The following is a 25,802-nucleotide window of genomic DNA, read 5'->3' on the forward strand; positions in this document are numbered from 1 at the left end:
CCGCGGCCGGGTGTCACGCGGCCGCGCGATGGAGCCATCCTGCCGCCCGCGCGCGGGACTTGTCCGCCCTCGCCGATGCGGTAGACGGTCGAGCCGCCACGCCATGACCACGCGAACCTACTGTGTGATCACGCCCTGCCGCGACGAGGCCCGGTTCGCGCGCCGGACCCTCGACTCCGTCATCGCCCAGACCGAGCCGCCCGCGCTGTGGGTCATCGTGGACGACGGCTCGAAGGACGAGACGCCCGCCATCCTGGCCGAGTACGCCGCGCGCGTGCCGTGGATCCGGGTGGTGCGCCGCGCCGACCGCGGCGACCGCAAGGTGGGCGGCGGGGTGATCGAGGCGTTCGACGCGGGCCTCGAGACCGTGGATCTCGAGGGCTTCGAGTACGTCTGCAAGCTCGACCTCGACCTCGACCTCCCCCCCGGCTACTTCGCCGCGCTCATGGACCGGATGGAGGCGGAGCCGCGGCTCGGCACCTGCTCCGGCAAGGCGTATTTCGTGCGGGGGGACCCGGGCACGCCCATGCCGTTTCCGCTCGGTGCGGACCCGCTGCTCGTGTCGGAGCGGATCGGCGACGACGTATCGGTCGGCGCGAGCAAGTTCTACCGGGTCTCCTGCTTCCGGCAGATCGGCGGGTTCGTGCGCGCGGTGATGTGGGACGGGATCGACACGCACCGTTGCCGCCAGCTCGGGTGGATCGCGACCTCCTGGGACGACCCCGAGCTGCGCTTCCTGCACCTCCGGCCGATGGGCACCAGCCACAAGAGCTGGTGGACCGGGCGCGCCCGGCACGGCTCCGGGCAGTACTTCATGGGCACGAGCCCGCTGTGGCTCCTGGCGAGCGCGGCGTTCCGGATGACCCGTCCGCCGCTGGTGATCGGCGGCGTCGCCATCCTCTACGGCTACCTGCGGAGCCTCCTCGCGGGCGCGCCACGGTATGGTGACGCGGCCTTCCGCAGCTTCCTCCGGCGCTACCAGCTGCAGTGCCTGCTGAAGGGCAAGCGGCGCGCGACCGCCGACCTGGACGCGCGCCAGGCCTCGGCCTGGGACCCTGGCCGGCCGGCGAGCGCGCTGCGGGCGGCGTCCTAGGTCGCGCGTGGCCCCCGGCGCCTCCCAGCGGCTGCGCCTGCTCGTCCGCGACGGCGGGGCGCGCCTCCTGTTCGGGCTCGGCCTGACGCGCCCCGGGCGCGCGGGTGCGGACCGGCTCACGGTGGTCACGCTCCACCGCGTGCTCCCGGCGGAGGCGCTCGCGAGCTACCCGCTGCCGCAGATCGCGGTGACTCCCGAGGAGCTGGCCTGGATCGTCGCGTTCCTGCGGGCGCACTTCACCTGCGACACCCTGGCCGGCGCGCACCGGCGCTGGCGCGAGGGGGAGCGCCCGGCGCGGCCGCTGCTCGCGCTCACCTTCGACGACGGCCAGCTCGACAACTTCGTCCACGCGCGCCCGGTGCTCGACGCCGCCGGGGTGAAGGCGACCTTCTTCGTGCCGGTGGAGGCGATCGACCAGGGCACGCCGCTCTGGCACGACCGGCTCGGCTTCGGGATGATGCGGCTGCTCGCGGCGGATCCGCCCGCGGCGCGGCGGCTGCTCGGCGAGGTGGGCGTGGTCCCCGGGCCGGACGCGCGCGCCACCGCCGCCGCGGCGGTGGCCGGGAGCAAGCGGCTCCGCGAGGAGGCGCGGCGCGCGCTGGCCGAGCGGGTCGCGGAGGCGGTCCCCGGCGATCCGCGGCCGGCATGGGACGGGATGATGGGCTGGGACCAGCTCCGCACCCTCGCGCACGGCGGCCACGAGATCGGCTCGCACTCGGTGACCCACGCGCTGCTCCCCGGGCTCGACGCGGTGGCGCTGGAGCGCGAGGCGGCCGGGTCGCGGGCGCGGATCCGGGCGGAGCTGGGCGTCGCCTGCGAGTCGTTCTGCTACCCGAACGGCGACCACGACGCGCGCGTGGTGGAGGCGGTGCGGCGGGCCGGATACCGGCAGGCGGTCCTCACCGCCTGGGGCCCGAACGCTGCCGGCGCCGATCCGCTCCGGCTCACCCGCTGCGACCTGCAGGGCCGGACGGTGCGCGACGGGGTGGGGCGGCTCTCGGAGGAGGTGCTGGCGCTCCGGCTCAGCCCGGCGTACGCGAGGGTGCGGGGATGACCGTCGGCGTCGTCGTCAGCCAGTACCCGGCCCCCTCGCACACCTTCATCCGGCGCGAGGTGGCGGCGCTGCGTGGCCTGGGCGTCGACGTCGAGACGTTCTCGATCCGGCCCGGCCAGCCGCTCTCCGAGGCGGATCGCGCCGAGCAGGCCCGGACGTTCACGGTGCTGGACGGCTCGCCGCTCGCCCTGGCCTGGCCCGTCCTCGCCGGCGCCCGGCGGCCGCTGCGCTGGGCGCGCGCGCTGCGCGTCTCGCTGCGCCACGCGCTCCCCGGCGCCGGCCAGCGGCTGCGCGCCCTCGCCTACTTCGCGGAGGGGCTCCGCCTGGGGGCGGAGATGGAGCGCCGCGGCGTGACCCATGTGCACAGCCACTTCGCGAACCCCGCGGCGGTGGCGGCGCTGGCGGCGAGCCGGTGGCTGGGCGCGGGCTGGAGCGTGACGGTCCACGGGCTGAGCGACTTCGCCGGCGCGATGACCCCGCGGCTGGCCGCGAAGATCGAGGACGCCGAGTTCGTGGCCAGCGCGACGGAGTGGGGGCGGGCCCGGCTCGAGAAGCTCGCCGGAGGGGACGACGCCCGGAAGCTGCACGTGGTTCGCTGCGGGGTGGACGTCGCGGCGCTGCCCGCGCCGGCGCGCACCGCGCCCGGGCCCGGCGCGCCGCTCGTCGTGCTCTCGGTGGGGCGGCTCTCGCCGGAGAAGGGGCACGTCGGGCTGGTGGAGGCGTTCGCGGCCCTCGTCCGTCGCGGCCACGACTGCCGCCTGGTGCTGATCGGCGGCGGCCCGGAGGAGCGCGCCATCCGCGCGGCGGTGGCGGCGGCCGGACTGGAGGACCGGGTCGAGCTGCGCGGGGCGCAGCCCGAGGCCGCCGTGCTCGAGGAGATGGCGCGGGCGCACGTGTTCGCGATGTCGAGCCTGATGGAGGGGCTGCCGGTCGTGCTGATGGAGGCGCTCGCGCTGGAGCTGCCGGTGGTGGCGCCGGCCATCTCGGGGATCCCGGAGCTGGTGGTCCACGGCGAGACCGGGCTGCTGTACGCTGCGGGGCGCTGGGGGGAGCTGGCCGAAGCCCTCGAGCGGCTCGCGACCGACGCCGCCCTGCGGGGCCGGACGGGGCGGGCGGGGCGTGCGCGCGTGCTGCGCGAGTTCGACGCGGTCACGGCGGCCCGGCCGCTGGCGGGGCTCCTCGGGGCGGGCGCCGGCCGGGGCCACACGGAGAACGCAGGAGAGGGGACATGATCGCCACGACACCGCCGCTCGCCGTCCACGCGCTGCTCGGGCTCGCTGCCCTGCTCGCCGCCACCGTCGCCGCGCGCGCCCGCGCCGAGCCGGGCGACCGGCGCGACCTGCAGGCGCTCGCGGAGCGCCGGGTCTTCTTCGGGCACCAGTCCGTCGGCGAGAACGTGATCGAGGGGCTCCAGGCCCTCGCGGCGCAGGAGGGCGTGCCGCTCCGGGTCGTGGAGGCCCGCGCGCCGGGCGTGGCCGCCGGCACCTTCGCGCACGAGGTCGTGGCGGAGAACGGCGACCCCTTGCGCAAGCTGCGGAGCTTCGCCGCCGCGCTCGGCCCCGGCGGCGAGGGCGCGGGCGCCGAGGTGGCGCTGCTCAAGTTCTGTTACGTGGACATCCGCGCCGACACGGACGTGGCGGCCCTGTTCGCCGCGTACCGGAAGACCATCGGGGAGCTCCAGGCGGCGAACCCGGCCACGACGTTCGTGCACGTGACCGCGCCGCTCCAGACCGTCGAGGACGGCGTGCGCGGGTGGGCGAAGGAGCTCCTCGGCAAGCCGCGGTGGGGGACGCAGCACAACGCCCGGCGCGAGGAGTTCAACGCGCTGATGCGGCGCGAGTACGGCGGCAACGCGCCGCTGTTCGACCTCGCGCGGGTGGAGTCCACGCGCCCGGACGGCAGCGTCGAGACCTCCGCCTGGCAGGGAGGCGCCGTCCCGGCGCTCGTGCCGGCGTACACGGACGACGGCGGGCACCTGAACGCCGAGGGGCGGGCGCGCGCCGCCCGGGCCCTGGCGGCGGTGATCGCGTCGGTGCCGCGCCAGCCCGCGCCGCCGGCGGCGCGCTGAGGCGGTCGCGGAGGCGGCTCGCGCCTGGGGGGGACACATGGGTGCACGGGGTCTGGTGCTCGGAATCGTCGGGGGTGTCGCCACGATCCTCGCGCTGCTCCTGCGCGCCGCGGAGCCCGCGCTGGCGCCGCTCCTGCGGCTCTGGCGCCTCGCGCGCCTCCGGGCGCGCGTGGACGGGACGGTGCCGGTCACCACGCAGTTCGACGGAGCGGTGGAGACGAGCGGGCGGCTGCGCCTGGAGCTCGGCGCGCACTGCCGGCTCGGCCGGCGGGTGTTCCTCGAGACCTGCGAGGGCGGGAGGATCCGGGTCGGGGACCACGTGCGCATCAACGCCGGGAGCTTCGTGGTGGCCTACTCCGAGGTCCTCATCGAGCGCGACGTGCTCATCGCGGAGTACGTCAGCATCCGGGACGCCGACCACGGGCTCTCCGCCGCCGGGCTGGTGCGCCAGCAGCCGCACACCGCGAAGCCGGTCCGCATCGGCGCGGGCGCGTGGATCGGTCGGGGGGCGGTGGTGCTGAAGGGCGTGACCATCGGCGCCGGGGCGGTGGTGGCCGCGAACAGCGTGGTCACCCGCGACGTCCGCCCCATGGCCATCGTGGCGGGCGTGCCCGCGAAGGAGATCCGCCTCCGCGACGGCGCGCCCGCGAGCCCCGGCCCGCGGGCCGGCGCGAACGAGGGGGAAACCGCCGGGGCGACCCAGCGTTGACCTTGCGGCCCGCGCGGGGCGCGGACAGGCTCCTCCGCTGTCGAGCAGGAGGGGGGAGCCATGCCAACCGCCGAGTTCCGGTCGCGCGATGCCTGCATCGCGTGCGGGGGCGGCAGCCTCGTCCGCGTCGCGGGCGGGCGCTTCGGTGCCGAGCCGCTCCGGTCGTTCATCTCGGCGGATCCGTGGGGCACCTCGCCGCTGCCGTACGTCGAGCAGGCACCCTGGGAGCTGCTCCGGTGCGGCACGTGCCGGCAGCGCTTCCATCGGTATGTCCTGGCGGCGGAGTGGGACGCGCGCCGCTTCGACGAGTGGATGGGGCCGGCGGTGCACCAGTTCGAGCAGCGCCGCGGCGTGGATCACGAGGCGGCGCTCCGCGCCGGCCGAGCGAACGCGGCGCACGTCCTCCGGATCGAGCTCCTGACCCGGCCCGTGCGCCACGGTGCCCCGGTGCGCTTCCTGGACTTCGGCTGCGGGTGGGGCCGGCTGCCGGCGATGGCGGCGCTGTTCGGGTTCGAGGCGTGGGGCGTGGACCGCGATGCGTGGCGGCGGCGGGACGCGGCCCCGGGGTTCCGTCTCTGCGCCGGGCTGGAGGAGGTCGAGGGCCGGTTCCACGCGGCCTCGCTCATGGAGGTGCTCGAGCACCTCGTGGATCCCATGGCGGTGCTGCGCGCCGTGCACGACCGCCTGGTGCCCGGGGGCATCCTGGTGGTCGAGACCCCGGACTGCACGCGGGTCCGGGGCATCGCCACGGCGGCCGAGTACCGGGCCATCCACCCCCTCGACCACGTCAACGCGTTCGATCCCCCGTCGCTCCGCCGGTTCGTGGAGCGGGCCGGGTTCCGGGTGGTGACGGCGCCCACCGCCTACCTCGCCGCCGAGCCGCTCCGGCTCGCCAGGGCCGCCGCGCGCTCGCTGCTCGCGCGCCTCCGGCCGACCACCCAGCTCTATTGCCAGCGCGTCTGACCGGGCCCCGGCGCGGGATCACGTCACGCTCGCGGTGTACCCCGGGGTTTGCCCTGGGTTCGGCCGGCGTGAGGCGCCGGCCGCGGCGCCCGCCGTGTGCGACACGGCCGTTCACGGGCTCACAAGACTCTCGCGCTAGCCAGCTCCGGTAATGGTCAGCGTCCGCGTGTCATGTTTATAAGGGACAGCCTCGAGGGGAACACCAAACAGGAGTGACCGAGTGATGCTCAAGACGCCCGCATCGAAGCAGACGGCAGCCGGCTGGATGGTGATCCTCGCCATGCTTGCCATGGGCTGCGGCGGTGGCGGTTCCGCCATCGAGAGCACGGCGGGGCAGGGCCCCGCCGTTTCCGTCTCGCCGAAGGCGGCCACCGTCTACCCGGAGCAGTCCCTGACGTTCCAGGCGACCGTCACGGGTTACGCCGACACCTCCGTCACCTGGTCGGTGGTGGAGGGCGCCTCGGGCGGCACCATCAGCTCGACCGGGGTCTACACCGCGCCGTCCACCACCGGGACGTACCGGGTCACGGCGGTGAGCGTCGCCGACCCGTCGATGAGCGGGAGCGCGACCGTGACCGTGTCCACGGCGCCTCCTCCGCCGCCGGACGGCTCGACCATGACCACGGCGCACCGCACCTCCGGCGTGGCGCCCCTCGCCGTCTTCTTCGACGCGGTGGACACGACGCCGTCGGGCACCGCCTCCCCGTTCACCTGGAGCAGCGGGGTGTACCAGCCCGCCGATCGCGAGGGGGCGCAGTACGCCTGGAACTTCGGCGATCCGGGCTCCGGCGCCTGGAGCACCAGCGGAAAGTCGAAGAACACCGCGACCGGCTACACCGCGGCGCACGTCTTCGAGAACCCGGGCACGTACACCGTGACCCTGAACATCGTGGACACGAGCGGGGCCTCGCGCTCGTACACGCAGACCATCACCGTCTCGGCCTTCAGCGGGACCACCTACTACGTGTCGGCGGCCGGGAACGACTCCAGCGCCGGCACCTCCGAGGCGGCACCGCTGCGCACGGTGGACCGCGCCATGTCGGTCGCGCTCGCGACCTCCGGGCCGGTGCGGATCCTGTTCCGCCGCGGCGACACCTTCTCGATCTCCTCCGCGTACGGCATCACCAAGCCCGGCCCGGGCATCATCGGCGCCTACGGCTCCGGCAACCGCCCGGTGTTCAACGTGGCCGAGATGGGCGACACGAACGCGTTCAGCCCGCGCGGCTCCGGCAGCGACTGGCGGATCATGGACCTCGACATGCGCGGGCCGAGCACCTCGACCGCGACCGGGCCCATCGGCCCCGACGTCTCGCACCAGGGCGTCAACATGCTGGTGCTCCGCCTCCGCGCCACGAACTGGAACGTGGGCATCGGCTGGGGCGACTGGACGCCGATCTACGCGACGCCGCACGACGGCATGTTCGTGGTCGACAGCGAGGCCCCGAACGCGGGCGCGTACGGCATGTACGTGGGCGGCCGCCGCATCGCGCTGCTCGGGAACCTCGTGACCGACCCGGGGCAGACCCACGTCTGCCGCGTGTGGCAGGCGCACAAGGGCGTCATCTCCAACAACTCGTTCCTCCGGCCGGGCGGGCAGCGCCACGCCCTGAAGCTCCACGGGCCGGAGCTCAACGACGGGCGGCCGGAGACGCGCTGGGTGTCGATCACCGACAACCACTTCCAGGCCAGTTCCACCTCGCAGTGGACCGTCTCGATGGGCTCGCAGAGCAACGCCGCGGGTGAGAACGATCCCGTCTCGCACCTCGTCTTCGAGCGCAACCGCTTCACCGGCTCGCCGTCGCTCGTCGCGGACATCGAGAGCGAGGCGAGCTACGCCATGATCCGGAACAACGTGTTCGACGACACCCTGTCGCCGGACGCGGTGTCCATCATCTGGGAGCAGCGCAACACCGGCGTCCCGGCCCCGAACGACGTGCGCATCTACAACAACACCACGTACGTGGGCGCGTCCGCCGCGGGCGGGCTCCTCCAGACCAACTCGACCGCCACCAACCTGCGCGTCCGCAACAACCTGTACGGCGCCTCGTCGGTCGCGAACGTCGCGCTCCTCATGGGCGCGGGCGGCGCCGGGTGGGCGGCGGACCACAACCTGGCCACCGCGTCGCCCGGGTTCGCCAACCCCGGCGGCGGCGACTTCTCGCTCTCTTCCGGGTCGCCCGCCGTGGACGCCGGGGTGACGCTCCCCGACGTGGCCGCGGACATCCTGCAGGCGGCGCGGCCCCGGGGCGCCGGGCAGGATCTCGGCGCGTACGAGTCGCACTGACGCCGCGCGCGCGGGCGGCCCGGGCACCCGGGCCGCCCGTCACGCGTGCGCGTGCAGCCCCGCCGCCACCGGCTCCCGGCGCCCGCGCGCCGGCGCGGCCGCCGCCTCGAAGCTTCGCCGCCAGCGGCTCACCAGATCGCCGAACGTGGTGGTGCACTCCACCCGTGCGAACGCCTCGGCCGTGGACGCGGAGAGCCGCGAGTACTCCGCCGGATGCCCGAGGACCGCCTCCACCGCCGCGGCGAGCGACGCCGGCGCGCGGGCCCGGAAGAAGCGCAGGCCCGTCCCGTCCACCAGCGCCTCGGCCATGACCGGGTGATCCGAGGCGACGACCGGGGTCCGGCTGGCGAGCGCCTCGGTGAGCGTCATGGGCATGCCCTCCGTGAACTCGTGCCGCGAGGGCACGCACACGGCGGAGCAGGCGCGCATCATGCGGAACACCTCGTCGTTGCCGACCCGGCCGGTGAACGTGACGGCCCCGTCCGGCAGGGCCGCCGCCCGGCGCCGGAGCGCCTCGAGGTCGCGGCCGGTCCCGACGGCGGTGAGCCGGACGGGCCGGCCCCGTCGACGGAGCAGGCCCACCGCGTCGATCAGGTCGCCGACGCCCTTGGCCTCGGACATCGCCCCGACGTAGAGCAGGCTCCAGGCGGCCTCCGGCGCGAGGGCCTTCGTCGGCCAGTCGCGGGGGTGGCGCGCTCCCGGCCAGTCCCAGGCGGCCGCCTTCCGCACGTCCAGGCCGCAGCGGACCATGCTGGCGGTGGCCGGGTGCTTGTGGTTGCCCGCCAGGAACACGCAGGGATCGTTCAGGAGGCGCGCGACCCGGCGGCTCACGAACCGGTTCTTCGGGTCGGGGTCGTCGAAGGTGTTCGCGAAGATCGCGAGCGTCGAGATGCGGCGGGCCACGCAGTGGCGCAGCACGTGCCAGGCGAGGATCCCGCCGGTGCGGAGCAGCACGTGCGTGGGCTGGAAGCGCTCCAGCTCGCGCACCACGCGGCGGGCCCACAGGACCATCGCCACGGTCTCGGGGACCGGCGCCGGCAGGCGCCCGCGCGGCAGCCCCACCGCCTCCCCTCGGCCCACGCGCTCGCGGCCGGGCGCCGCGTTCAGGCTCACGACGAGGTACGGACGGTCCGCGAACAGCGCCTCCAGCGTCCGGAGCGTGTACGCCATGCCGAAGTAGGGCTCGGGCTCGCCGCGCGCGATGAGTCGCACCGCGCCCGCGTAGTCGCCGTGACCGACCATTGCCATCCGCCTCATGCCGCCTCCTCGTGGTGCCGCGTGAAGGGGCCCGGAGCGGCGCGCCGCGCCGGCACCGGTCGAGCTGCAGTGGAGCGCGTCCCCCGAGTGCTGCGCGGAGGATACGTTCAGGTACGGCCTGGCCGCAGTCATCCGACCGCATGACCGTTGACGGAGGGTCAACGAGGCGCGCAGGCCCATTGGGATGCGGCGGCGGGTCGCGCGGGCCGGGCCTCAGCCCGCGCGCGCCGCCAGCTCGGCGCGCAGCAGCTTCCCCGACTCGTTCCGCGGCAGCGCGTCCACGAACGTGAAGCGCACCGGCACCTGGTACGCGGGCATGTGCTCGCGGCAGAAGCGGCGCAGGTCGTCCTCGGTGGGCGATGCGCCCGCGCGCCGCACCACGAACGCCACCGGCAGCTCGCCCATGAGCGCGTCCTTCACGCCGATGACGGCCGCTTCCGCGAGATCGGGGTGGCGCGCCACCGCGTGCTCGATCTCGATCGGGCTCACCCGGTGCCCGCCGATCTTCAGGATCTCCTTCGAGCGGCCGCGGTGGAAGAAGTAGCCGTCGGCGTCGCGCGAGGCGAGGTCGCCGGTCCACAGCCAGCCGTCGTGCAGGATCGCGGCGGTCTCCTCCGGCTCGTCGAGGTAGCCCAGCGTGACGTTCTCGCCGCGCGCCACCAGGTTGCCCGTCTCGTCGGTGCGCAGCTCGCGCCCGGCGTCGTCCACCACCCGGAGCTCGACGCCGGGGATGGCGATGCCCATCGAGCCGAGCTTCTCCTCGCCTCGCTCGGGCGGCAGGTACGCGAGCCGCGCGGTCGCCTCGGTCTGCCCGTACATCACGAAGAGCCGCGCTGGATGGAACGCCTTCCGCACCCAGGCGACCGTGTCCGGCGCCATGGCCCCGCCGGCCTGCGTCAGGTAGCGCAGGGCGGGGAAGCGCATGGAGGCGACCTCGACCTGGCGGCGGATGATCTCGAACGTGAGCGGGACGCCTGCGAAGCCGGTGCACCCCTCGCTCGCCATGGCCTCCAGGACGACGCGTGGGAAGGCGAAGCGGCCGTCCAGGTACACGGAGCCGCCCGCGAGCAGGTGCGTCTGCAGCACGCTGCGGCCGTAGCAGTAGTAGAGGGGCAGGATCAGCAGCGCGCGGTCGCTCTCGCCGAGCTCGAGGTAGGTCACGATGGAGCGCGAGTTGGCGTCCACGTTCCGGAACGTCTGCACCACCCCGCGCGGCTGGCCGGTGCTCCCGGACGTGTACAGGATGAGCGCCGGCTGGTCGGGCGAGAGCGCGGGCGAGGACAGGGGAGGAGGCGAGCCCTCGGCTGGATCGACTCGGCCGTCCTCCATCACCCAGGTCGCCGGCGTGCCGCCGAGCGCCTCGAGGAGCGGCGGCGGCGGGGCGCCCGGGTGCACGACCCAGAGGCGCTCGAGCGGGTGCGCCTGGCTCAGCGTGCCCCAGGCGCGCGCGTCCCGTCCCCAGACCAGCGCGTGGCGGGTCCGGGTCTGCGCGAGGATCCGGCCGAGGATCTCCGGCGACCACTCTCGGTTCACCTCCACCGTGGTGGCGCCCAGCGCGTTCACGGCGAGCCCGGCCGCGACCGTCGCGGGGACGTTGGGCAGCGCGAGCATGACGCGGTCGCCGGGGCGCACCCCGCGCGCCGCCAGGTGGGCCGCCAGCGCGCGCACGCGCCCGGCGAGCTCGCCGTAGGTCACGCGCACCGCGGACGTCGCCACCGCGGGCGCCTCGGGGCGCCGCTCGGCGTGCGTGAAGAGCCAGTCGTGGAGGAAAGGAGATCTCACGCAGCGCCCACCCCTGGTCGCCCGACCCGCACCGCGGCCCCATCGGTACCGCCACTCCGGCTCCGCTGCAATGCCGCGGCGCGTCCCGTGCTCATGGAAGCCCCGCCATCCCGCGCGAGGGTCGGACGGAACGCGCCTAGAATCTCGAGCTTCGGCGCCGGGGGGCACCCGTCAACGTGGGACTGTCGTGCGCGCCCGCCGGCGCGATACTCGGGTCCGGGGGAACATGTTCACCAGAGACGTCCTGAAGATCGATGCGCCGCTCGTCGCCGAGCGGATCGAGGCGAGCATCCGCGAGCAGGTGCTGGGCACCCTGCGGCGCCGTGGCGCGGTCGTCGGGATGTCCGGCGGCATCGACAGCTCCGTGGTCGCTTCGTCGTGCGTCCGTGCGCTCGGCCCGGACCGGGTGCTCGGCCTGCTCATGCCCGAGCGCGACTCGTCCGGCGACGCGCTGCGGCTGGGCCGAATGCTGGCCTCGCACCTCGGCATCCGGCACGTGGTGGAGGACATCGCCCCGGCGCTCGAAGGCCTGGGCTGCTATGCGCGCCAGCTCGAGGCGATCCGCATGGCGGTGCCCGAGTACGGCGAAGGGTGGCGCTGCAAGCTCACGCTCCCGTCGATCCTCGAGAGCGACCGGCTGAACATCACCAGCCTCACGGTGTCGGATCCGCAGGGGAACCAGCGAACCGTGCGCATGCCGCCTGCCGCCTACCTGCAGATGGTCGCGGCGACGAACTTCAAGCAACGCTCGCGCAAGATGATGGAGTACTACCACGCCGACCGGCTCAACTACGCGGTGGCGGGGACGCCCAACCGGCTGGAATACGACCAGGGCTTCTTCGTGAAGCAGGGCGACGGCGCGGCGGACTTCAAGCCCATCGCGCACCTGTACAAGACCCAGGTCTACGCGCTGGCGGAGCACCTCGGGGTCCCCGAGGAGATCCGCCGCCGGCCGCCGACCACCGACACGTTCTCGCTCGCGCAGACGCAGGAGGAGTTCTACTTCGCGCTGCCGTACCGCGAGATGGACCTGTGCCTCTGGGCGCACGAGCACGCCACGCCCGCGGCCGAGGTGGCGCCGGTGCTCGGGCTCGCGCCGGAGCAGGTCGAGCGCGTGTACCGCGACATCGAGGCGAAGCGCCGGGTGAGCAGGTACCTGCACCAGGCACCCCTCCTCGTGGAAGTCCCGCGGGGCTGACATGTGCGGCATCGCCGGCATCGTCTCGCTGCGCGACGGGAGCCCGCCGCCGGGGCTCGACGAGCTCCAGGCGATGACCGGCGCGCTCCGGCACCGCGGCCCCGACGAGTTCGGGATCTACCGCGACGCCCGCGCCGGTCTCGGGCACGCGCGCCTCTCGATCATCGACCTCGCCACCGGGCAGCAGCCGCTCTCGAACGAGGACGGCACGCTCTGGATCGCGTTCAACGGCGAGATCTTCAACTACCTGGAGCTGCGCGAGGAGCTCGTCGCCCTCGGGCACCGCTTCCGCACTCGCAGCGACACCGAGGTGATCGTCCACGCGTTCGAGGCCTGGGGCGAGGCTGCGTTCGCGCGCTTCAACGGGCAGTTCGCGGTGGCGCTGTGGGACGCGGCGCGGGAGCGGCTGGTGCTGGCGCGCGACCGGCTCGGGGTCCGGCCGCTCTACCTCTGCGAGCACGCCGGCCGGCTGTGGTTCGCCTCCGAGGTGCGCGCGCTGTTCGCGGGCGCGCCGGACCTCCCGCGCGCGCTGGATCCGGTGGGGCTGGCGGAGACGTTCACGTTCTGGACGGTGGTGCCGCCGCAGTCGGTGTTCGCCGGGGTGACCGAGCTCGAGCCCGGCCACGTGCGCACCGTGACGCGGCAGGGGACCACCGATCGCGCCTTCTGGGAGCCGTCCTACCCGGCGGGCGAGGGCGGGTTCCGCGGGCCGCTCGACGAGGCGGTCGAGCGCGTGCGGGCGTCGCTCGAGCAGGCGGTCCGGCTCCGCATGCTGCGCGCAGACGTGCCCGTGGGCAGCTACCTCTCCGGCGGGCTGGACAGCTCGCTGGTCGCGGCGCTGGGCCGGCGGGTGAAGGGCGACCGCTTCTGCACCTACTCGATCCGCTTCGAGGACGCGGAGTACGACGAGACCGCGTTCCAGCGCGCGGTGGCGGTCCGGATCGAGAGCGACCACCGCGAGATCGTCGTCCGCCGGGCCGACATCGCCGAGGCGTTCCCCGACGTCGTCGCGCACGCCGAGCGCCCGCTGCTCCGGACCGCGCCCGCGCCGCTGTTCCTGCTCTCGCGCCTGGTGCGCGACTCGGGGATCAAGGTCGTCCTCACCGGCGAGGGCGCCGACGAGATGTTCGCCGGCTACGACCTGTTCCGCGAGGGCAAGGTGCGTCGGTTCTGGGGCCGCCAGCCCGCGTCGGCGCTCCGGCCGCGGCTGCTCGAGCGGCTCTACCCGTACCTCGCCCGCTCGCCGGTGGCCCAGCGCGCCATGGCCCGGGAGTTCTTCGGCAAGGGCCGCGAGCAGCCCGGGGTGCCCGGCTTCGCCCACCAGACGCGCTGGCAGTCTGCGGCGGCGCTTCAGCGCCTCTTCACGCCCGGGCTCCGCGCGGCGACGCGTTCGGTGGACGTCGTGGCGCGCCTGCTCGGCGATCTGCCGCCCGCGTTCGGCGCGTGGGCGCCGCTCTCGCAGGACCAGTACCTGGAGGTGCGCACGCTGCTCTCCGGGTACCTGCTCTCCTCGCAGGGCGACCGGATGCTGATGGCGCACTCGGTGGAGGGGCGCTTCCCGTTCCTCGACGCGGACGTGGTCGAGCTCGCGAACGCGCTGCCGCCCTCGTACAAGCTCCGCGTCCTCGACGAGAAGCACGCGCTGAAACGGGCCGCCGAGGGGCTGGTGCCGCCGCAGATCGTGCGCCGGCCCAAGCAGCCCTACCGCGCGCCCGACGCGCTCAGCTTCGTGGGGCCCGACGCGCCGGGATGGGCTGCGGAGCTGATGAGCCCGGACGGCGTTGCCCGCGTCGGCGTGTTCGAGCCGCGGGCGGTGGAGCGGCTCTGGCGGAAGTGCCAGGCGTCCGCCGGCGGGGAGCAGTTCTCGAACGCCGACAACATGGCGGTGGTGGGCGTGCTGTCCACGGGGCTGCTCCACGAACGCCTGGTGCGGCGCGCGCCGGAGCGGGGCGGGCGGCTCGAGCTCACGACGCTGGTGGATCGCCTGGGCGAGCGCCCGGGTCTGGCGAACGCAGTCCAGGAGAGGCACGCGACATGACGACCCAGCAGACCATCCGGAAGTTCATCCTCGAGAACTTCTACGTGAGCGATCCTTCCGAGGTCGCGGACGACACCCTGCTCGTGAGCACCGGTCTGGTGGACTCCACCGGCATGCTCGAGGTGATCGCCTTCCTCGAGGAGGAGTTCGACATCCGCATCGCCGATCACGAGACGACGCCGGAGAACCTGGAGTCCGTCGAGCGCATGGCGGCGTTCGTCGCCCGCAAGCAGCAGGGCGGGCTCGGCGCGACCGGCTAGCGGGGCGGGGCTCGCATGTCACGGCCGCAGCAGGATGCTGCCCACGAAGCGCTCGCGCCCGACGAGCTCGATGGTCTTGCGCGCGGACTTCATCCGGGCCTGGCCCATCCGAACGCAGAGCACCGCCGCGTCCACCACGTGCGCCACGGCCACGCCGAGCGGATCGTCGAGCACCGGCGGGATCGCGACGATGATCTGCAGGTTCTGCGGGACGCCCTCGCCGCGCCCGGCGGCCGCGATCGCGTCCGCGATGCCGGACGCCGTGATGTAGTCGAGGTGAGGGAGGTTCAGCGCGGTCACCGCGCCGTCCCGGAGCTGCCGGCCCACCTCGGCGAGCGAGGCGGCCAGCTCGGCCGTGGAGCCGCCCTCCTCGGCGGGAACGAGGGCCAGCGAACGCCACCGGCTCTTGGCCAGCATGAACCAGAGCTGCTGGCACTCCTTGCTGGGGGGCGCCTCGGGCAGGAGCACCCGGTCACCCATCTTCTTCGCCAGCTCCGGCAGCACGGATTCCGCCATCACGCCCCCTGCGCCCGCCGGGCGCGAGAGCTCGAGCGTAGCACGGGGGGGGGCCGGGCGCCGCGCGGCGGCTGTCCCGAGGCCGCTTGACGCGAGGAGAGGGGGATGCCGATGCCGATCGCCGGGGGGAGCGTGGGCGCGTACGCGCAGGACGGGGCGGGTGGCGGCATCCGCCGGGTCCGGGTCGGCCAGCTGTGGCTGGACGCGCTGACCGCGGCCGAGGCGCTCGACCGGATCGACGCGCTGGTGGCCCGGGGGGCTGGCGGATGCGTCTTCACGCCCAACGTCGATCACGTGGTCACGGCGGAGGACGATCCCGCCTTCCGGGCCGCGTACGCCATGGCCAGCCTGTCCCTCGCCGACGGGCAGGCGCTCGTATGGGCGACGCGGCTCCTCGGCACGCCCGTGCCGGAGAAGGTGTCGGGCTCGGATCTGGTCTGGCCTCTCATGCGGCGCGCTGCGGCGGCGCGGTGGGGCGTGTACCTGCTGGGCGGCGCGCCGGGGTCCGTCGAGGCGGCCGCATCCCGCCTCGAGCGCGAGCTGGGGGTGCGCATCGCCGGCGTGGACGCGCCGCGCATCGCCGTGGACGGCGACGCCGGCGAGGGGGCGGTGGTGGAACGGGTGCGCCGCTCCGGGGCCGAGGTGGTGGTGGTCGGGCTGGGCGCGCCGAAGCAGGAGCGCTTCATCCATCGGGCCGCGCCGGAGCTGGGGAGGACCGTCGCCTTCGGGCTCGGGGCGTCCATCGACTTCCTGGCCGGCCGCGTGCGGCGCGCGCCGCGGTGGGTCTCGCGCGCCGGGTTCGAGTGGGCCTTCCGGCTGGCGCTGGAGCCGCGGCGCCTCTCCCGCCGCTACCTGGTGAAGGATCCGCGCTTCCTGGGCGTGCTGGCGCGGACCGCGCGGCTGCCCGCCGCCGAGCGCCAGGCGCGGCGTCCGGCGGACGCCGCCGAGCCCAGCGTCCCGAGCACCGGCGTCGCGCCATGACCGCCGCCGCCCTGCGCGGACGGATCAGGGACTGAGCGTGGGACCGGCGAGGTCCAGGGAGAGGAACGCGCCGGACTCGTCGAACGACGGGAGGGACGGGACTGCGGCGCGCTGCCAGCTCGCGTACACGCCGAGCCCGAGGTGCACCGCCGAGGTCGCTGCCCACTGCACCTGCGACTCCAGGCGGGCCCGCCGGGTGTCGCTGCCCGACTGGCGCGCGACGGCCCCCACGGCCGCGCCCGAGAGCGACCAGCGCGTGGTCACCGGCCAGGTCAGGTCGAGCGTTCCCTCGAGCTGAGGATCGGCGGCACCGGTGGCCCGGTCGATCGCGGGCGCGAGGCGGACGACGAGCCGGGTGGAGAGCGCCGTGGTCGGCGTGGCCCGGACCGGCTCCTCCCCCTCGGCGCCGGGCGCCGCCGGGGCGACCGGGGTGTGGGAGATGCCGACCTCGCCGCTCGGGAGCAGATCGCGGCTGGCGGTGTCTCCGCGCGGATCCTCGTAGGCGCCGGCCACGCCCCCGCCCGCCCAGGCGTCGACCGCGCGCGCCAGGCGTCGGCGCCAGATCGCGTCCGCGGTGGCGATGGCGGAGGTGGGGCCGCGATCCAGTCGCGCTCCGCGACCGGTGAGGCGGAGCCCCAGGCGGTCGAGGCGGGTGAGCGCCCACGTGAGGGTGGCCTCGGCGCGCGCACCGCGCTGGATGGGGAGCGTCGCCTCCGCGGCCGCGCCCTCGCCACCGTCCAGGAACGCGCCGGCCAGCACCCGCAGCTCCGTGCGCGGCCCGGCGCGCCCCTCCAGGCCGAGCTCGGCGCGCGCGGCCTGGTAGCGAAGCCGGCGGGTGGTGGTGATGGTCTGGAGCTCCGTCCCGATGGTGCGGCTCTCGGTGAGCAGGTCGGTGGTGCCGCGCTCGCCGCTCGCGACCGCCGAGAGGCGCCAGGCGGCGTCGGGGCGGAGCTCGGCGCGGGCCTCGCCGGTGTGGAGCAGCACCACGTCGGAGGAGCGGGTGAGGTCGGGCGCGCGGAACCGCGGGGCATAGGAGCCCCCGAGGCGCAGGCGCGGAGCGGCGAGCCACAGCAGCGCGGCGCGCGGGGTCGCGAACGCCTCGAGCGTCCGATCGTCGGCGCCGTCGCGGGGCGAGAGCTGGCGGCCGCGGCCCTCGAGCCGTAGCCCGGGCTCCAGCCGCAGCTCGCCGGCCCCGGCCAGGAGCGACGCGAGCGCGAGGGCCGCCGCGGCCGTCACCGTCACTCCACCACGACGACGTCGCCCGGCTGGAGCCGGAATCCGGCGGAGCGCTTGTCGGCGCGGACGAGCGCGTCGTACTCGAAGCGGATGCGGGTCACCGGGTCGCCCGGCGCCGGCCCATGGCGCAGCACGAAGACGCGGTCACGGTGGGCGAACTCCGTGAAGCTGCCGGCCGCGGCGAGCGCGGAGAGCACACCCGCGCCGCGGTCCATCTCGTACACGCCGGGCCGCATCACCTCGCCGGTGACGGAGACGCGCAGCGGCTGCATCTCGACGACCGTCACCGTGACGACCGGGTTCACCACGTACGTCTTCAGCTGCGTCTGGATCCGCTGCGAGAGCTCGGTCGGAGTGCTCCCTGCCGCGGGGACGTCCTGGAGGAATGGCATCGACACGCGCCCGTCCTCTCGGACCCGGGTCCGCTCCACGGACATGTTGTCCTGGTTCCAGACGCGGATCCCGATGACGTCGCCGCGGGCGACCCGATATTCCGCGTCGCCCTGCGTGGGCGGGAGGTCCTCGGCGCGGACGTATCGGCCGGTCGGGCCGCAGGAGGCGACGAGGAGGGCGGCCAGCGCGAGGACGCTGCACGAGAGGAGGCGCCCGGAGGCGGCAAGCTGTTCGGACATGGTGGACACGATCCGCGGCGCGACCGCGGCTCCCCTGACGTCTCGGCCGCCCGGCGCCGGGCGGCTGCGAGGCAGGATGCTACGGCCGGTGCAGATCCCCGGCTATCCATTGTTCGGGTGACCGCCCTCCGGAGCGCCGCCGCGCGCCCGTCCGGCGGCGCGCGCCGGGTCGCACGCGTTCCGCCGACGCGTCGCGGGACACGGGGTCCGCGCCACCGCAGCGATCCCGGGGCGATACCCGTGACGCCCGCGCGCGCCCCACGTGCGACCGTCACGCGGCGGCAGCGCGCCGTTCTCGACCGCGTCAGCGGAACGCACCGCAAAGGTGCGCTCGCGGGTGATGCGGCGTCCCGCGTCGACTCGACGCGCACGGGGGCGAGTCGTGGCGCTGCGCGGAGGTTCGAGGGCGCGACCGTGGAGATCGTCCACGGACGTGCCATGCGCATGCGACGAACGGTGCGTGTCACACGGTCACTCGACCACGTTTTGGGCCGAGCAACCACAGGTGCCGCTGATGTAGAACGCGGACTGAAGGCGTTCCGGGGGGAGTTCGATGTTTCACCACAAGTCACGGTCGGGGGACGCAGCGGTGCGTCTCATCGATCTCGCTGCGCTCGCGCTCGCGCTGCCGCTTGCGTTCGAGGTCTACCGGGAGCTCTTTCGCCCCGACGCGCTCGAGGTGGTCTCGCTCGATCGCTACTGGCTCGCGCTCGTCGTCGTGATGCTGCTGTGGTCGGCCGGAGCCTGGATCTACCAGGTATACGAGGCGGGCCCGGGCTCGCTCTCCGACGATCTCCGGCGCGTCGCCCGCGCGCTCATGGCGGTCGCCCTCGTGATGTTCACGCTGGTGTTCCTGGCCAAGCAGCAGGAGTCGGTCTCGCGCCTCCTGGCGGTGCTCTACTTCGCGCTCGCGTTCCCGATCCTGGCCGTCGCGAGGGCCGTCCATCGCGCGGTGGCGCGTGCGGCGGGCACGCGGAACGGGCGCGTCCGTTACTATGCCGTGGTCGGCTCGGGCGACGTGGCCGAGGAGATCATCGAGACGATCCGCGCGCACCCGGAGTGGGGCATGCGGCTCGCGGGCTACGTGCTCGAGGAGGGCGCGGTCGCGGCCAGCCCGGACTGCGTGATCCTGGGCCGCCTGGGCAACCTGGCCCGCATCCTCGAGGACCACGTGCTCGACGACGTGGTGTTCGCGGTGCCGCGCGAGCGGCTGAGCGCGGTCGAGGACGCGGTCCGCACCTGCGAGGAGCAGGGCGTGGGCGCGCTCATCTCGCTCGACGTGCTCCGGTTCGGCTACTCGCGCATGGCGGTCGGCGACATGGACGGCCTGCCCATGCTGGCGCTGTCGCGCACGCCGTCCGACCAGCTCGCGCTGGCGGCGAAGCGCGCGTTCGACCTCGTGGTGAGCGCGTCGGTGCTGCTGCTGCTGTCCCCGCTGCTCCTGGGGGTCATGGTCGCCATCCGGCTGGACTCGCGCGGCCCCATCTTCTTCCGGCAGCGCCGCGTCGGCGTGCACGGGCGGGTCTTCAACATCCTCAAGTTCCGCAGCATGTACGTGGACGCGGAGGCGCGCCTCGAGGCGCTCCGTGCGCACAACGAGATGTCCGGCCCGGTCTTCAAGATGAAGAACGATCCGCGGGTGACGCGCATCGGCCGGTTCATCCGCCGGACCTCCCTCGACGAGTTCCCGCAGTTCTGGAACGTGCTGCGCGGCGAGATGAGCGTGGTGGGCCCGCGCCCGCCGCTCCCCTCGGAGGTGCGCCAGTACAAGCGCTGGCAGCGGCGCCGCCTCTCCGTGAAGCCGGGGATCACCTGCATCTGGCAGATCAGCGGCCGGAACGACATCGACTTCGACCGGTGGATGGAGCTCGACCTCCAGTACATCGACGAGTGGTCGCTCTGGAACGACGTGCGGATCTGCCTGAAGACCATCCCGGCCGTGCTCGGCGCCCGCGGCGCCCAGTAGCGCGGCCGGTCGTGGGGGGCCCGGAGGCGTCCGGCAGGGCCGGGCGCGCCCGGGCCCTCGTCGATCGGGGCCTCACGCGGTGCCGGCGATGAGCCGGGGCACGCGCCAGCCGGCGAGCTCCTCGTAGAGCGCGTCGTAGCCGAGCCGCATCTGCCCGAGCTCGAACTCGCGCTCCACCAGCGCCCGCCCGCGCGCGCCCATGCGCCGGGCGCGCTCCCGGTCGGCGAGCGCGTCGCAGAGGCGGCGCGCCAGCGCGCCGGGGGAGCCGGGCGGCACGAGCCAGCCGGTCGTCCCGTCGCGCACCAGCTCCGGCGAGCCGCCCACGGCGGTGGCCACCACCGGCAGCCGCATGGCCATCGCCTCGAGGACCGCGTTGGAGATCCCCTCGGCGTGGCTGGAGGACGCCGCGGCGGCGCAGCGCGCGAGCACGGCCGGCGCGTCGCGGCGGAAGCCCAGGAAGTGGACGCGCGCCGCGACGCCGAGCTGGCCGGCGAGCCGCTCCAGCAGCGGCCGCCGCACGCCGTCGCCCACCAGCGCGAGCCGGGCCGAGGGGTGCTCGCGGAGCACCTCCCGGAAGGCGACCAGCAGGTCGGTCTGGCCCTTCACCGGATGGTGCATGTTCGCGACGTTCGCGATCCAGGCGCCGTCGGGCAGGCCGGGATCGGGCAGCTCGCGCGCGGCGCGGTCGAGCTCGCGCAGGTCCACGCCGTTGCGCACCACGGCCACGCGGTCCGGCTCGACGCCCTCCCGGATCACGAGGTCGCGGATGCACATGGCGTTCACGAGCACCCGGTCGGCGCGCAGGCAGGCGAGGCGGGTGAGCGGGCGGCGGTACCCGGTGATGTGGTGCCCGAGGTCCACGCGCGTCACGATCACCGGCACGCCGGCCAGCCGCGCGGCGAGCGAGCCGAGCACGTTCGTGTAGATGTCCTGCGCGTGCACCAGCGCGATGCCCTGCTCGCGCACGAAGCGCGCGATGCGCGAGACCTGCCAGGCGGTGTTGGGGCGGAGCATCCGCCGCCCCACGTCGAACAGCACCGGCCGGATGCCCGCCCGCGCCAGGTCGTCGAGGTGCTCGCCCTCGAGGTGCAGGCACGCGACCACCGGCTCCCAGCGCCCCCGGTCCATGGTCCGGACGTTCAGGACGGTCTGCCGCTCCTGCCCGCCGAGCAGGAACCGGTTCTGGAACACCAGCACCTTCGCGGCGCTCACGGCGCCACCTCCGCCGCGGCCCCGCCCGCCGCCGGGGCGCGCGCGCCGGCCGGGCGCGGGCGCGGCAGCGACACGGGCCGTTCCGGCGCGGCGGCGAGCGCCGCGAAGGTGCGGTCGAGCGCCTCGCGCATGGCGACGCGCGGCGCCCAGCCCAGCACGGCGCGGGCCCGCGCGTTGGAGTAGCGCTGGCGCTTCCAGGTGCTCGCGACCTTGTACGGCGTCAGCAGCGCGGGCAGGTGGCCCTGGGTCCGGTCGGCGTACCACGCGTTGGCGCGGGCGAGCACGCGCAGCAGCGGGTAGGGCACCCGCAGGACGCGCAGCGGCGCGACCTCGCGGCGGTAGCGGTCGAGCAGCGCGCCGGCGGTCGGGAGGTCGTCGTCCACCACGCACAGGGCGCGGCCCGCGGCGCCGGGCGCGGTGCCGGCCAGCGCGATGGCGTCGGCGCAGTTCTCCACCCAGGTGAGCGGGACCGGGTTGCGGCCGCCGAGGTGCAGGTACAGCCCGAGCACCGGGAGCCCGATCCGCGTCCCGAGGATCTCCTGGCCGGGGCCGATGACGACGCCGGGCCGGATCACCGCGAGCGGCAGGCCGTCGCGCCGTGCGTACCGCCACGCCAGCGCCTCCTGCCGCTGCTTGGCGAACGAGTACGCGTCGCGCGCCTCCGGCGCGGGCTCGAGCGGCGCGTCCTCGTCCACCACCGCGCCCCTCGGCAGCGCCGCGACGCCCATGGCGCCGAACGAGCTCACCAGCACCACGCGCTCGACCCGCGCCTCCAGGGCGGCGCGGAACACGTGGTCGGAGGCGACCACGGTGGCCTGCACCAGGGCCGCGGGCGCCCCCTTCTTCGCGGCGGCGGCGTGGTAGAGGACGCGCACGCCCGCGAGCGCCTGCCGCAGGGCGGCGGGATCGTCGAGCCGGCACGGGACCACCTCGATGACCGCGCCGCGCGCCTCGGCCTCCGGGATCGCCACCCGCGCGGCCGCGGTGCCGGGCCGCACCAGGCAGCGGATCCGGTCCACGCCCTGCCGCAGCAGGCTCCGCACGATCTCCCGCCCCAGGAACCCGGCCGCGCCGGTGACCGCCCTCACGCGCACGCCTCCTGCGCGGCGACGTCCGCCCGCCGGCACGCCGCGGCCGCGGCGTCGATCACCTGCGCGACGGCGCGCGCGTCCGCGAGCGGCACGGGCGCCTCGCCGCCGGTCCGGGCCGCCCGGTAGAAGGCGGCGAAGAGCTGGCGCATGCCCTCGAAGTAGTGCAGCCGCGCGAGCGCGAGGTCGGCGCTGCGCCGCAGCAGCTCCGCGCCCGCCGCCGACGCGTCGCGCCGCGCCCAGTCCACCTTCTGGAACGGGCCGGGCAGGTGGGAGCCCTCCACCACGCGCAGCGTGCGCGCGTCGAGCGACGCGTGCACGGCCCGCCGCGTGCCGTACACGGTCAGCGCGAGCTGGGCCGGGCGGATGCGGCAGGAGAAGAGCACCGACGCGGTGGCGCGCGCGCCCTCCAGGAGAATCCGCAGCTCGTCGTGGAACGCGTCGCGCGCGTCGCCGAAGCGCTCGGGCCGCAGGCGGCGCCCGAGCGCGTGCGCCACCGCGGGCGTCCCCGGCCCGAGGAGCGGCAGCACGAGCGAGAGCGGGTGCGAGAGGTTGTTGTGCGCGAGGCCGGCGGGGAGGCGGTGGATCCAGTGGCCGGGGTCCCCGGTGAGCAGGGCGCCGAACGGGCCGCCGAGGTCGTAGCCCATCACCGCGTCCGCGTGCACCACCTCGCCGAGCGCGCCCGCCTCCACCAGCGCGCGGAGCCGGTGGATCACCGGGTCGAAGAGCAGGTTGTGGCCGGCGCACGCCAGCCGACCGTGGCGCGCCGCGGCCTGCTCGAGCGCGACGGCCTCGGCCGCGTCCACCGTGACCGGCTTCTCCACGTACACGTGCGCGCCCGCGGCGAGCGCGCGCGTGGCGAGCGGGAGGTGGCTCGCCGGCGGGGTGGTGACGTGCACCACCTCCGGACGCGCCTCCGCCAGCATCGCGTCCACGGCGTCCGGCCCCTCGTAGAACGCCGGCACGCGCCAGCGCGCCGCGGCCTGCTCCGCCATGTGCCGGGTGGCGTCGCACACCGCCACCACCTCGGCGCCCGCCCGGCGCGCCTGCGCGAGGTGCGCGTCGGCGATCTGCCCGCACCCGATCACCGCCACCCGGACCGCGGTCCCGTCTCGCTCCGCCATCGTCCCCTTTCCCCGGCCGCGGGGCGGCCGCCTTGGAGGTCCTCACCGCGCCCCGGCCCGGCCAGCGCCGCGGCGGGGCACCCGCCGCGCGGGATCACCGCGCCGGGGCGGCCGCCTCGCCCGGCGCGCCGCGCGCGCGCGTCCAAAGCACCCGGTAGACGGCGAAGATGGCGTCGAACGGGTCGTCGTCGCGGAGGCGGGCGGCCGGGCGGGCGCCGGCCAGCGCGTCCTCGAGCCGCGCCCCGAGCGCGGCTGCGTCGCCGGGCGGGAAGAGCAGGCAGCCGGCCGGCCGGTGGCCGACGGTGCTCGCGACCACCGCGCGGCCGAGCGCGAGCGCCTCGCGCACGGTCACCGCGTCGCCGTCGGCGCGGGTGGGGCGGGCGAACACGTCCGCCGCCTCCAGCACGGCCAGCGCGGCGGGGTGGTCGAGCTCGCCGAGCCCGAGCACGCCGTCGCCGGTGAGCGCCTCGGTGCCCTCGCCGAACGCGACCAGGCCGGCGCGCGGATGTCGCGCCCGCAGCGCGCGGAACGCCGGCAGGAGCAGGTCGGCGCCGTAGATCCGCCCGGGCGGGAGCGCGGCGGCGATCAGCGGCGCGTGCCCGGCCCGGAACGCGGCCAGGGCCGGCGGCGGCCGGCGCGGCTCGAGCAGGGCAGGGGAGTACGGGGGCACGACCGCGATGCGCGCCCGCGGCACGCCGCTCGCGCCCAGCGCGCTCGCGATCTCGTCGTTGACCGCCAGGATCCGCCCGAAGCCGGCGCAGGCGGCCGCGGCGAGCGCGCGCCGCGCCGGGCCGCCGCGCAGCCACGCGGGGGCCGAGCCGGAGTGCAGCGTGAGCACGCCGAGCGGCGCGGCGCCCCGGCGCGCGCGCGACGCGGCCAGGGCGACCAGCCAGCTCTTCACGTTCGCGCCGCTGGTGTGCACGTGCAGCAGCCGGCCCTCCGCCGCGGCGCCCCCGAGCGCGGCGGCGTAGCGGAGCGCGCCGCGCGCCGGCCGGACGCCGTCGCCCGAGTGGTCGCCGTGGCCGATGTCGAGCACCTGCACGTCCACGCCGCGCGCGCGGGCGGCGCGGGCCAGCGCGGCCACGTGCACCGCCACGCCGCCGTACGGCCGCGGCCAGTTGCCGACGAGCGCCAGCCGCACTCAGCTCACCGCCCGCGCGTCCGCGGGCGCCTCCGCGGCGTCCGCGCGCGCCGTCCGGGTCGCGGGCTCGGCGGGCGGATCCGGCCGCTCCCCGGGGACGGGCCGCGCCAGGCCCAGCGTGGAGAACACGCCCCCGAGGTTGCAGGTCGCCACCACGCCGCTCCAGCCGACCGCGCCGAGCGTGGTGTTCTCCCAGAGGACCTTGCGCTTCAGCCCGTAGGGCGAGCCGCCGTGGCGGTTCTCCTCGTCCTCGATGGTCACCGCCGCCTCGAAGCCGGCCTCGGCCACCGCGCGCTGGACCGCCGGCGTGTAGTAGCCGTTCGGATAGGCGAAGTGCCGCGGGGCGCGGCCGATCCGCTCGCCCAGCTGATCGCGGCAGCCGGCCAGCTCGCGGCGGGCCTCGACGAGCGGCAGGTTCGCGAGCACAGCGTGGTTCACCGTGTGGCCGCCCACGTCCACGCCGGCGGCGTCGAGCGCGCGCACCTCGTCCCAGGTCATGAGGCGCGTCGAGGCCGGGAGGTCCTGCTCGGCCGTGCCGAGCCGGCGCTCCAGCCCCGCCGCCAGCGCCACCAGCCGCTCGTGCGGGAGGCGCGCGATGAGCCGGTCGAGCGTGGCGGCCGGACCGCCCTCGGCGCAGGCGGAGAGCAGCGCCTGCAGCGGGGGCGGGAGGCCGGCGCGCTCGAAGGGGATGCGCCGCCGCGCCAGCGCGGCGAGCGCCGCGTGCAGCCGGTCGTGCGGGAGGCGGCGGGCGGTGCCGACGTAGCCGGTCGGCACGAACACGGTGGCCGGGACGCGCAGGGCGCGCAGCACGGGCAGCGCGTGCTGCGCCACGTCGGCGTAGCCGTCGTCGATCGTCACCGCGACGACGTCGGCGCGGCGGCCGCCCGCGGGCTCCGCCAGGATGCGTCGCGCGTCGGCGAGCGAGACGATCTCGTTCCGCCGGCCCACGTGCTCGAGCTGCCGCCGCAGCGTCTCGGTGGACACGAGCAGCGAGGCGAGCGTCTGCCTGGATTCGGCGCCGAAGTCCGGCGTCACGCGGTGGTACGAGAGGATGAGCACGCGGGAGCCGCCCGCCTGCCGCCGGCGCACCAGCCGGACCGCGTGGTGGATCCCCACCGCGGTGAGCGCCCCCGCCACGGCCGCCTTCGCGGCCCGCTTCAGGATCCACCGCGCGCTGAAGTCGGCCCGCTCCGGCATGCC

22 protein-coding genes are annotated in these 25,802 nt (G+C 75.6%); 12 read left to right on the forward strand and 10 right to left on the reverse strand.

The window, feature by feature from the left end:
• Positions 1 to 103 precede the first annotated feature (103 nt).
• The 7 genes from ACOQFB_RS06690 (at position 104) to ACOQFB_RS06720 (ending at position 8,171) form a co-directional block, all read left to right on the forward strand.
• Complete coding sequence (locus ACOQFB_RS06690) at positions 104 to 1,093, forward strand: glycosyltransferase family 2 protein (RefSeq protein ID WP_059437662.1); 990 nt, start codon at positions 104 to 106, stop codon at positions 1,091 to 1,093.
• 7 nt (positions 1,094 to 1,100) lie between these two features.
• Complete coding sequence (locus ACOQFB_RS06695; protein WP_421610617.1) at positions 1,101 to 2,147, forward strand: polysaccharide deacetylase family protein; 1,047 nt, start codon at positions 1,101 to 1,103, stop codon at positions 2,145 to 2,147.
• Complete coding sequence (locus ACOQFB_RS06700) at positions 2,144 to 3,379, forward strand: glycosyltransferase family 4 protein (protein WP_421610618.1); 1,236 nt, start codon at positions 2,144 to 2,146, stop codon at positions 3,377 to 3,379. The genes ACOQFB_RS06695 and ACOQFB_RS06700 overlap by 4 nt, the downstream gene beginning before the upstream one ends.
• A complete protein-coding gene (locus ACOQFB_RS06705; protein ID WP_421610619.1) occupies positions 3,376 to 4,215 on the forward strand; it encodes a hypothetical protein in 840 nt (279 codons plus the stop codon). Before ACOQFB_RS06700 ends, ACOQFB_RS06705 begins: the two co-directional genes overlap by 4 nt.
• A gap of 37 nt (positions 4,216 to 4,252) precedes the next feature.
• The gene (locus ACOQFB_RS06710) at positions 4,253 to 4,924 is read left to right on the forward strand and encodes an acyltransferase (protein WP_237757943.1); all 672 of its coding nucleotides are present in this window, start codon (positions 4,253 to 4,255) and stop codon (positions 4,922 to 4,924) included.
• A gap of 60 nt (positions 4,925 to 4,984) precedes the next feature.
• Positions 4,985 to 5,887: a class I SAM-dependent methyltransferase gene (locus ACOQFB_RS06715; protein WP_059437949.1), complete on the forward strand. Its 903-nt coding sequence runs from the start codon at positions 4,985 to 4,987 to the stop codon at positions 5,885 to 5,887.
• Between the two features lie 223 nt (positions 5,888 to 6,110).
• On the forward strand, positions 6,111 to 8,171 hold the full coding sequence (locus ACOQFB_RS06720; RefSeq protein ID WP_421610620.1) for a PKD domain-containing protein: 2,061 nt from the start codon (positions 6,111 to 6,113) through the stop codon (positions 8,169 to 8,171).
• Between the two features lie 39 nt (positions 8,172 to 8,210).
• Here ACOQFB_RS06720 and ACOQFB_RS06725 read toward each other — a convergent pair whose 3' ends face one another.
• Positions 8,211 to 9,428 (reverse strand): glycosyltransferase, encoded by a 1,218-nt coding sequence (locus tag ACOQFB_RS06725; protein WP_237757942.1) that lies wholly within the window; start codon positions 9,426 to 9,428, stop codon positions 8,211 to 8,213.
• A gap of 213 nt (positions 9,429 to 9,641) precedes the next feature.
• Positions 9,642 to 11,210: a class I adenylate-forming enzyme family protein gene (locus tag ACOQFB_RS06730; RefSeq protein ID WP_421610621.1), complete on the reverse strand. Its 1,569-nt coding sequence runs from the start codon at positions 11,208 to 11,210 to the stop codon at positions 9,642 to 9,644.
• 226 nt (positions 11,211 to 11,436) lie between these two features.
• On the opposite strand from ACOQFB_RS06730, the gene nadE reads away from it, so the two are divergent.
• Genes nadE through ACOQFB_RS06745 form a run of 3 tightly spaced genes read left to right on the forward strand, consistent with a single transcriptional unit; the run spans position 11,437 to position 14,706 of the window.
• The gene (gene nadE / locus ACOQFB_RS06735; RefSeq protein WP_059437946.1) at positions 11,437 to 12,408 is read left to right on the forward strand and encodes an NAD(+) synthase; all 972 of its coding nucleotides are present in this window, start codon (positions 11,437 to 11,439) and stop codon (positions 12,406 to 12,408) included.
• A 1-nt stretch (position 12,409) separates the two neighbouring features.
• A complete protein-coding gene (asnB, locus tag ACOQFB_RS06740; protein WP_421610622.1) occupies positions 12,410 to 14,446 on the forward strand; it encodes an asparagine synthase (glutamine-hydrolyzing) in 2,037 nt (678 codons plus the stop codon).
• Positions 14,443 to 14,706 (forward strand): acyl carrier protein, encoded by a 264-nt coding sequence (locus tag ACOQFB_RS06745; protein WP_059437944.1) that lies wholly within the window; start codon positions 14,443 to 14,445, stop codon positions 14,704 to 14,706. Before asnB ends, ACOQFB_RS06745 begins: the two co-directional genes overlap by 4 nt.
• A gap of 18 nt (positions 14,707 to 14,724) precedes the next feature.
• Here ACOQFB_RS06745 and ACOQFB_RS06750 read toward each other — a convergent pair whose 3' ends face one another.
• Positions 14,725 to 15,222 (reverse strand): hypothetical protein, encoded by a 498-nt coding sequence (locus ACOQFB_RS06750; RefSeq protein ID WP_059437943.1) that lies wholly within the window; start codon positions 15,220 to 15,222, stop codon positions 14,725 to 14,727.
• 105 nt (positions 15,223 to 15,327) lie between these two features.
• On the opposite strand from ACOQFB_RS06750, the gene ACOQFB_RS06755 reads away from it, so the two are divergent.
• On the forward strand, positions 15,328 to 16,203 hold the full coding sequence (locus ACOQFB_RS06755; protein WP_421610623.1) for a WecB/TagA/CpsF family glycosyltransferase: 876 nt from the start codon (positions 15,328 to 15,330) through the stop codon (positions 16,201 to 16,203).
• Positions 16,204 to 16,227: 24 nt separating this feature from the next.
• Here ACOQFB_RS06755 and ACOQFB_RS06760 read toward each other — a convergent pair whose 3' ends face one another.
• Together ACOQFB_RS06760 and ACOQFB_RS06765 are read right to left on the reverse strand one after the other, a co-directional pair.
• A complete protein-coding gene (locus tag ACOQFB_RS06760) occupies positions 16,228 to 17,439 on the reverse strand; it encodes a TonB-dependent receptor (RefSeq protein WP_059437942.1) in 1,212 nt (403 codons plus the stop codon).
• 2 nt (positions 17,440 to 17,441) lie between these two features.
• Positions 17,442 to 18,071, reverse strand: coding sequence for a polysaccharide biosynthesis/export family protein (locus ACOQFB_RS06765; protein ID WP_059437941.1), 630 nt, complete (start codon positions 18,069 to 18,071; stop codon positions 17,442 to 17,444).
• 589 nt (positions 18,072 to 18,660) lie between these two features.
• Here ACOQFB_RS06765 and ACOQFB_RS06770 point away from each other — a divergent pair.
• Positions 18,661 to 20,037, forward strand: a complete 1,377-nt coding sequence (locus ACOQFB_RS06770) for a sugar transferase (RefSeq protein ID WP_370539097.1) — start codon at positions 18,661 to 18,663, stop codon at positions 20,035 to 20,037.
• A gap of 72 nt (positions 20,038 to 20,109) precedes the next feature.
• On the opposite strand, the gene ACOQFB_RS06775 is transcribed toward ACOQFB_RS06770, so the two are convergent.
• The 5 genes from ACOQFB_RS06775 to ACOQFB_RS06795 all read right to left on the reverse strand — a co-directional run bounded on the left by ACOQFB_RS06775 (position 20,110) and on the right by ACOQFB_RS06795 (position 25,799).
• On the reverse strand, positions 20,110 to 21,249 hold the full coding sequence (locus ACOQFB_RS06775; protein WP_421610624.1) for a glycosyltransferase: 1,140 nt from the start codon (positions 21,247 to 21,249) through the stop codon (positions 20,110 to 20,112).
• Positions 21,246 to 22,337 carry an NAD-dependent epimerase/dehydratase family protein gene (locus ACOQFB_RS06780; RefSeq protein WP_421610625.1) on the reverse strand — a complete coding sequence of 364 codons (1,092 nt, stop codon included), beginning with the start codon at positions 22,335 to 22,337 and terminating at the stop codon, positions 21,246 to 21,248. Before ACOQFB_RS06780 ends, ACOQFB_RS06775 begins: the two co-directional genes overlap by 4 nt.
• A complete protein-coding gene (locus tag ACOQFB_RS06785) occupies positions 22,334 to 23,461 on the reverse strand; it encodes a Gfo/Idh/MocA family protein (RefSeq protein WP_059439579.1) in 1,128 nt (375 codons plus the stop codon). The genes ACOQFB_RS06780 and ACOQFB_RS06785 overlap by 4 nt, the downstream gene beginning before the upstream one ends.
• Positions 23,462 to 23,555: 94 nt before the next feature.
• On the reverse strand, positions 23,556 to 24,602 hold the full coding sequence (locus ACOQFB_RS06790; RefSeq protein WP_421610626.1) for a glycosyltransferase: 1,047 nt from the start codon (positions 24,600 to 24,602) through the stop codon (positions 23,556 to 23,558).
• A complete protein-coding gene (locus ACOQFB_RS06795; RefSeq protein ID WP_421610627.1) occupies positions 24,603 to 25,799 on the reverse strand; it encodes a polysaccharide deacetylase family protein in 1,197 nt (398 codons plus the stop codon).
• Positions 25,800 to 25,802: the final 3 nt, after the last annotated feature.

Origin of the sequence: Anaeromyxobacter sp. Red801, from assembly GCF_049201065.2 — a bacterium.
In the GTDB taxonomy this organism is placed as follows: domain Bacteria; phylum Myxococcota; class Myxococcia; order Myxococcales; family Anaeromyxobacteraceae; genus Anaeromyxobacter.

Excerpts from the sequence above, each read along its gene's own strand:
- ACOQFB_RS06765 (WP_059437941.1), bottom strand. The coding sequence starts at position 18,071 with ATGTCCGAACAGCTTGCCGCCTCCGGGCGCCTCCTCTCGTGCAGCGTC.
- ACOQFB_RS06750 (WP_059437943.1), bottom strand. The coding sequence starts at position 15,222 with ATGGCGGAATCCGTGCTGCCGGAGCTGGCGAAGAAGATGGGTGACCGG.
- ACOQFB_RS06795 (WP_421610627.1), bottom strand. The coding sequence starts at position 25,799 with ATGCCGGAGCGGGCCGACTTCAGCGCGCGGTGGATCCTGAAGCGGGCC.
- ACOQFB_RS06745 (WP_059437944.1), top strand. The coding sequence starts at position 14,443 with ATGACGACCCAGCAGACCATCCGGAAGTTCATCCTCGAGAACTTCTAC.
- ACOQFB_RS06710 (WP_237757943.1), top strand. The coding sequence starts at position 4,253 with ATGGGTGCACGGGGTCTGGTGCTCGGAATCGTCGGGGGTGTCGCCACG.
- ACOQFB_RS06715 (WP_059437949.1), top strand. The coding sequence starts at position 4,985 with ATGCCAACCGCCGAGTTCCGGTCGCGCGATGCCTGCATCGCGTGCGGG.
- ACOQFB_RS06690 (WP_059437662.1), top strand. The coding sequence starts at position 104 with ATGACCACGCGAACCTACTGTGTGATCACGCCCTGCCGCGACGAGGCC.
- nadE (WP_059437946.1), top strand. The coding sequence starts at position 11,437 with ATGTTCACCAGAGACGTCCTGAAGATCGATGCGCCGCTCGTCGCCGAG.
- ACOQFB_RS06705 (WP_421610619.1), top strand. The coding sequence starts at position 3,376 with ATGATCGCCACGACACCGCCGCTCGCCGTCCACGCGCTGCTCGGGCTC.
- ACOQFB_RS06755 (WP_421610623.1), top strand. The coding sequence starts at position 15,328 with ATGCCGATGCCGATCGCCGGGGGGAGCGTGGGCGCGTACGCGCAGGAC.
- ACOQFB_RS06700 (WP_421610618.1), top strand. The coding sequence starts at position 2,144 with ATGACCGTCGGCGTCGTCGTCAGCCAGTACCCGGCCCCCTCGCACACC.
- ACOQFB_RS06785 (WP_059439579.1), bottom strand. The coding sequence starts at position 23,461 with ATGGCGGAGCGAGACGGGACCGCGGTCCGGGTGGCGGTGATCGGGTGC.
- asnB (WP_421610622.1), top strand. The coding sequence starts at position 12,410 with ATGTGCGGCATCGCCGGCATCGTCTCGCTGCGCGACGGGAGCCCGCCG.
- ACOQFB_RS06720 (WP_421610620.1), top strand. The coding sequence starts at position 6,111 with ATGCTCAAGACGCCCGCATCGAAGCAGACGGCAGCCGGCTGGATGGTG.
- ACOQFB_RS06725 (WP_237757942.1), bottom strand. The coding sequence starts at position 9,428 with ATGAGGCGGATGGCAATGGTCGGTCACGGCGACTACGCGGGCGCGGTG.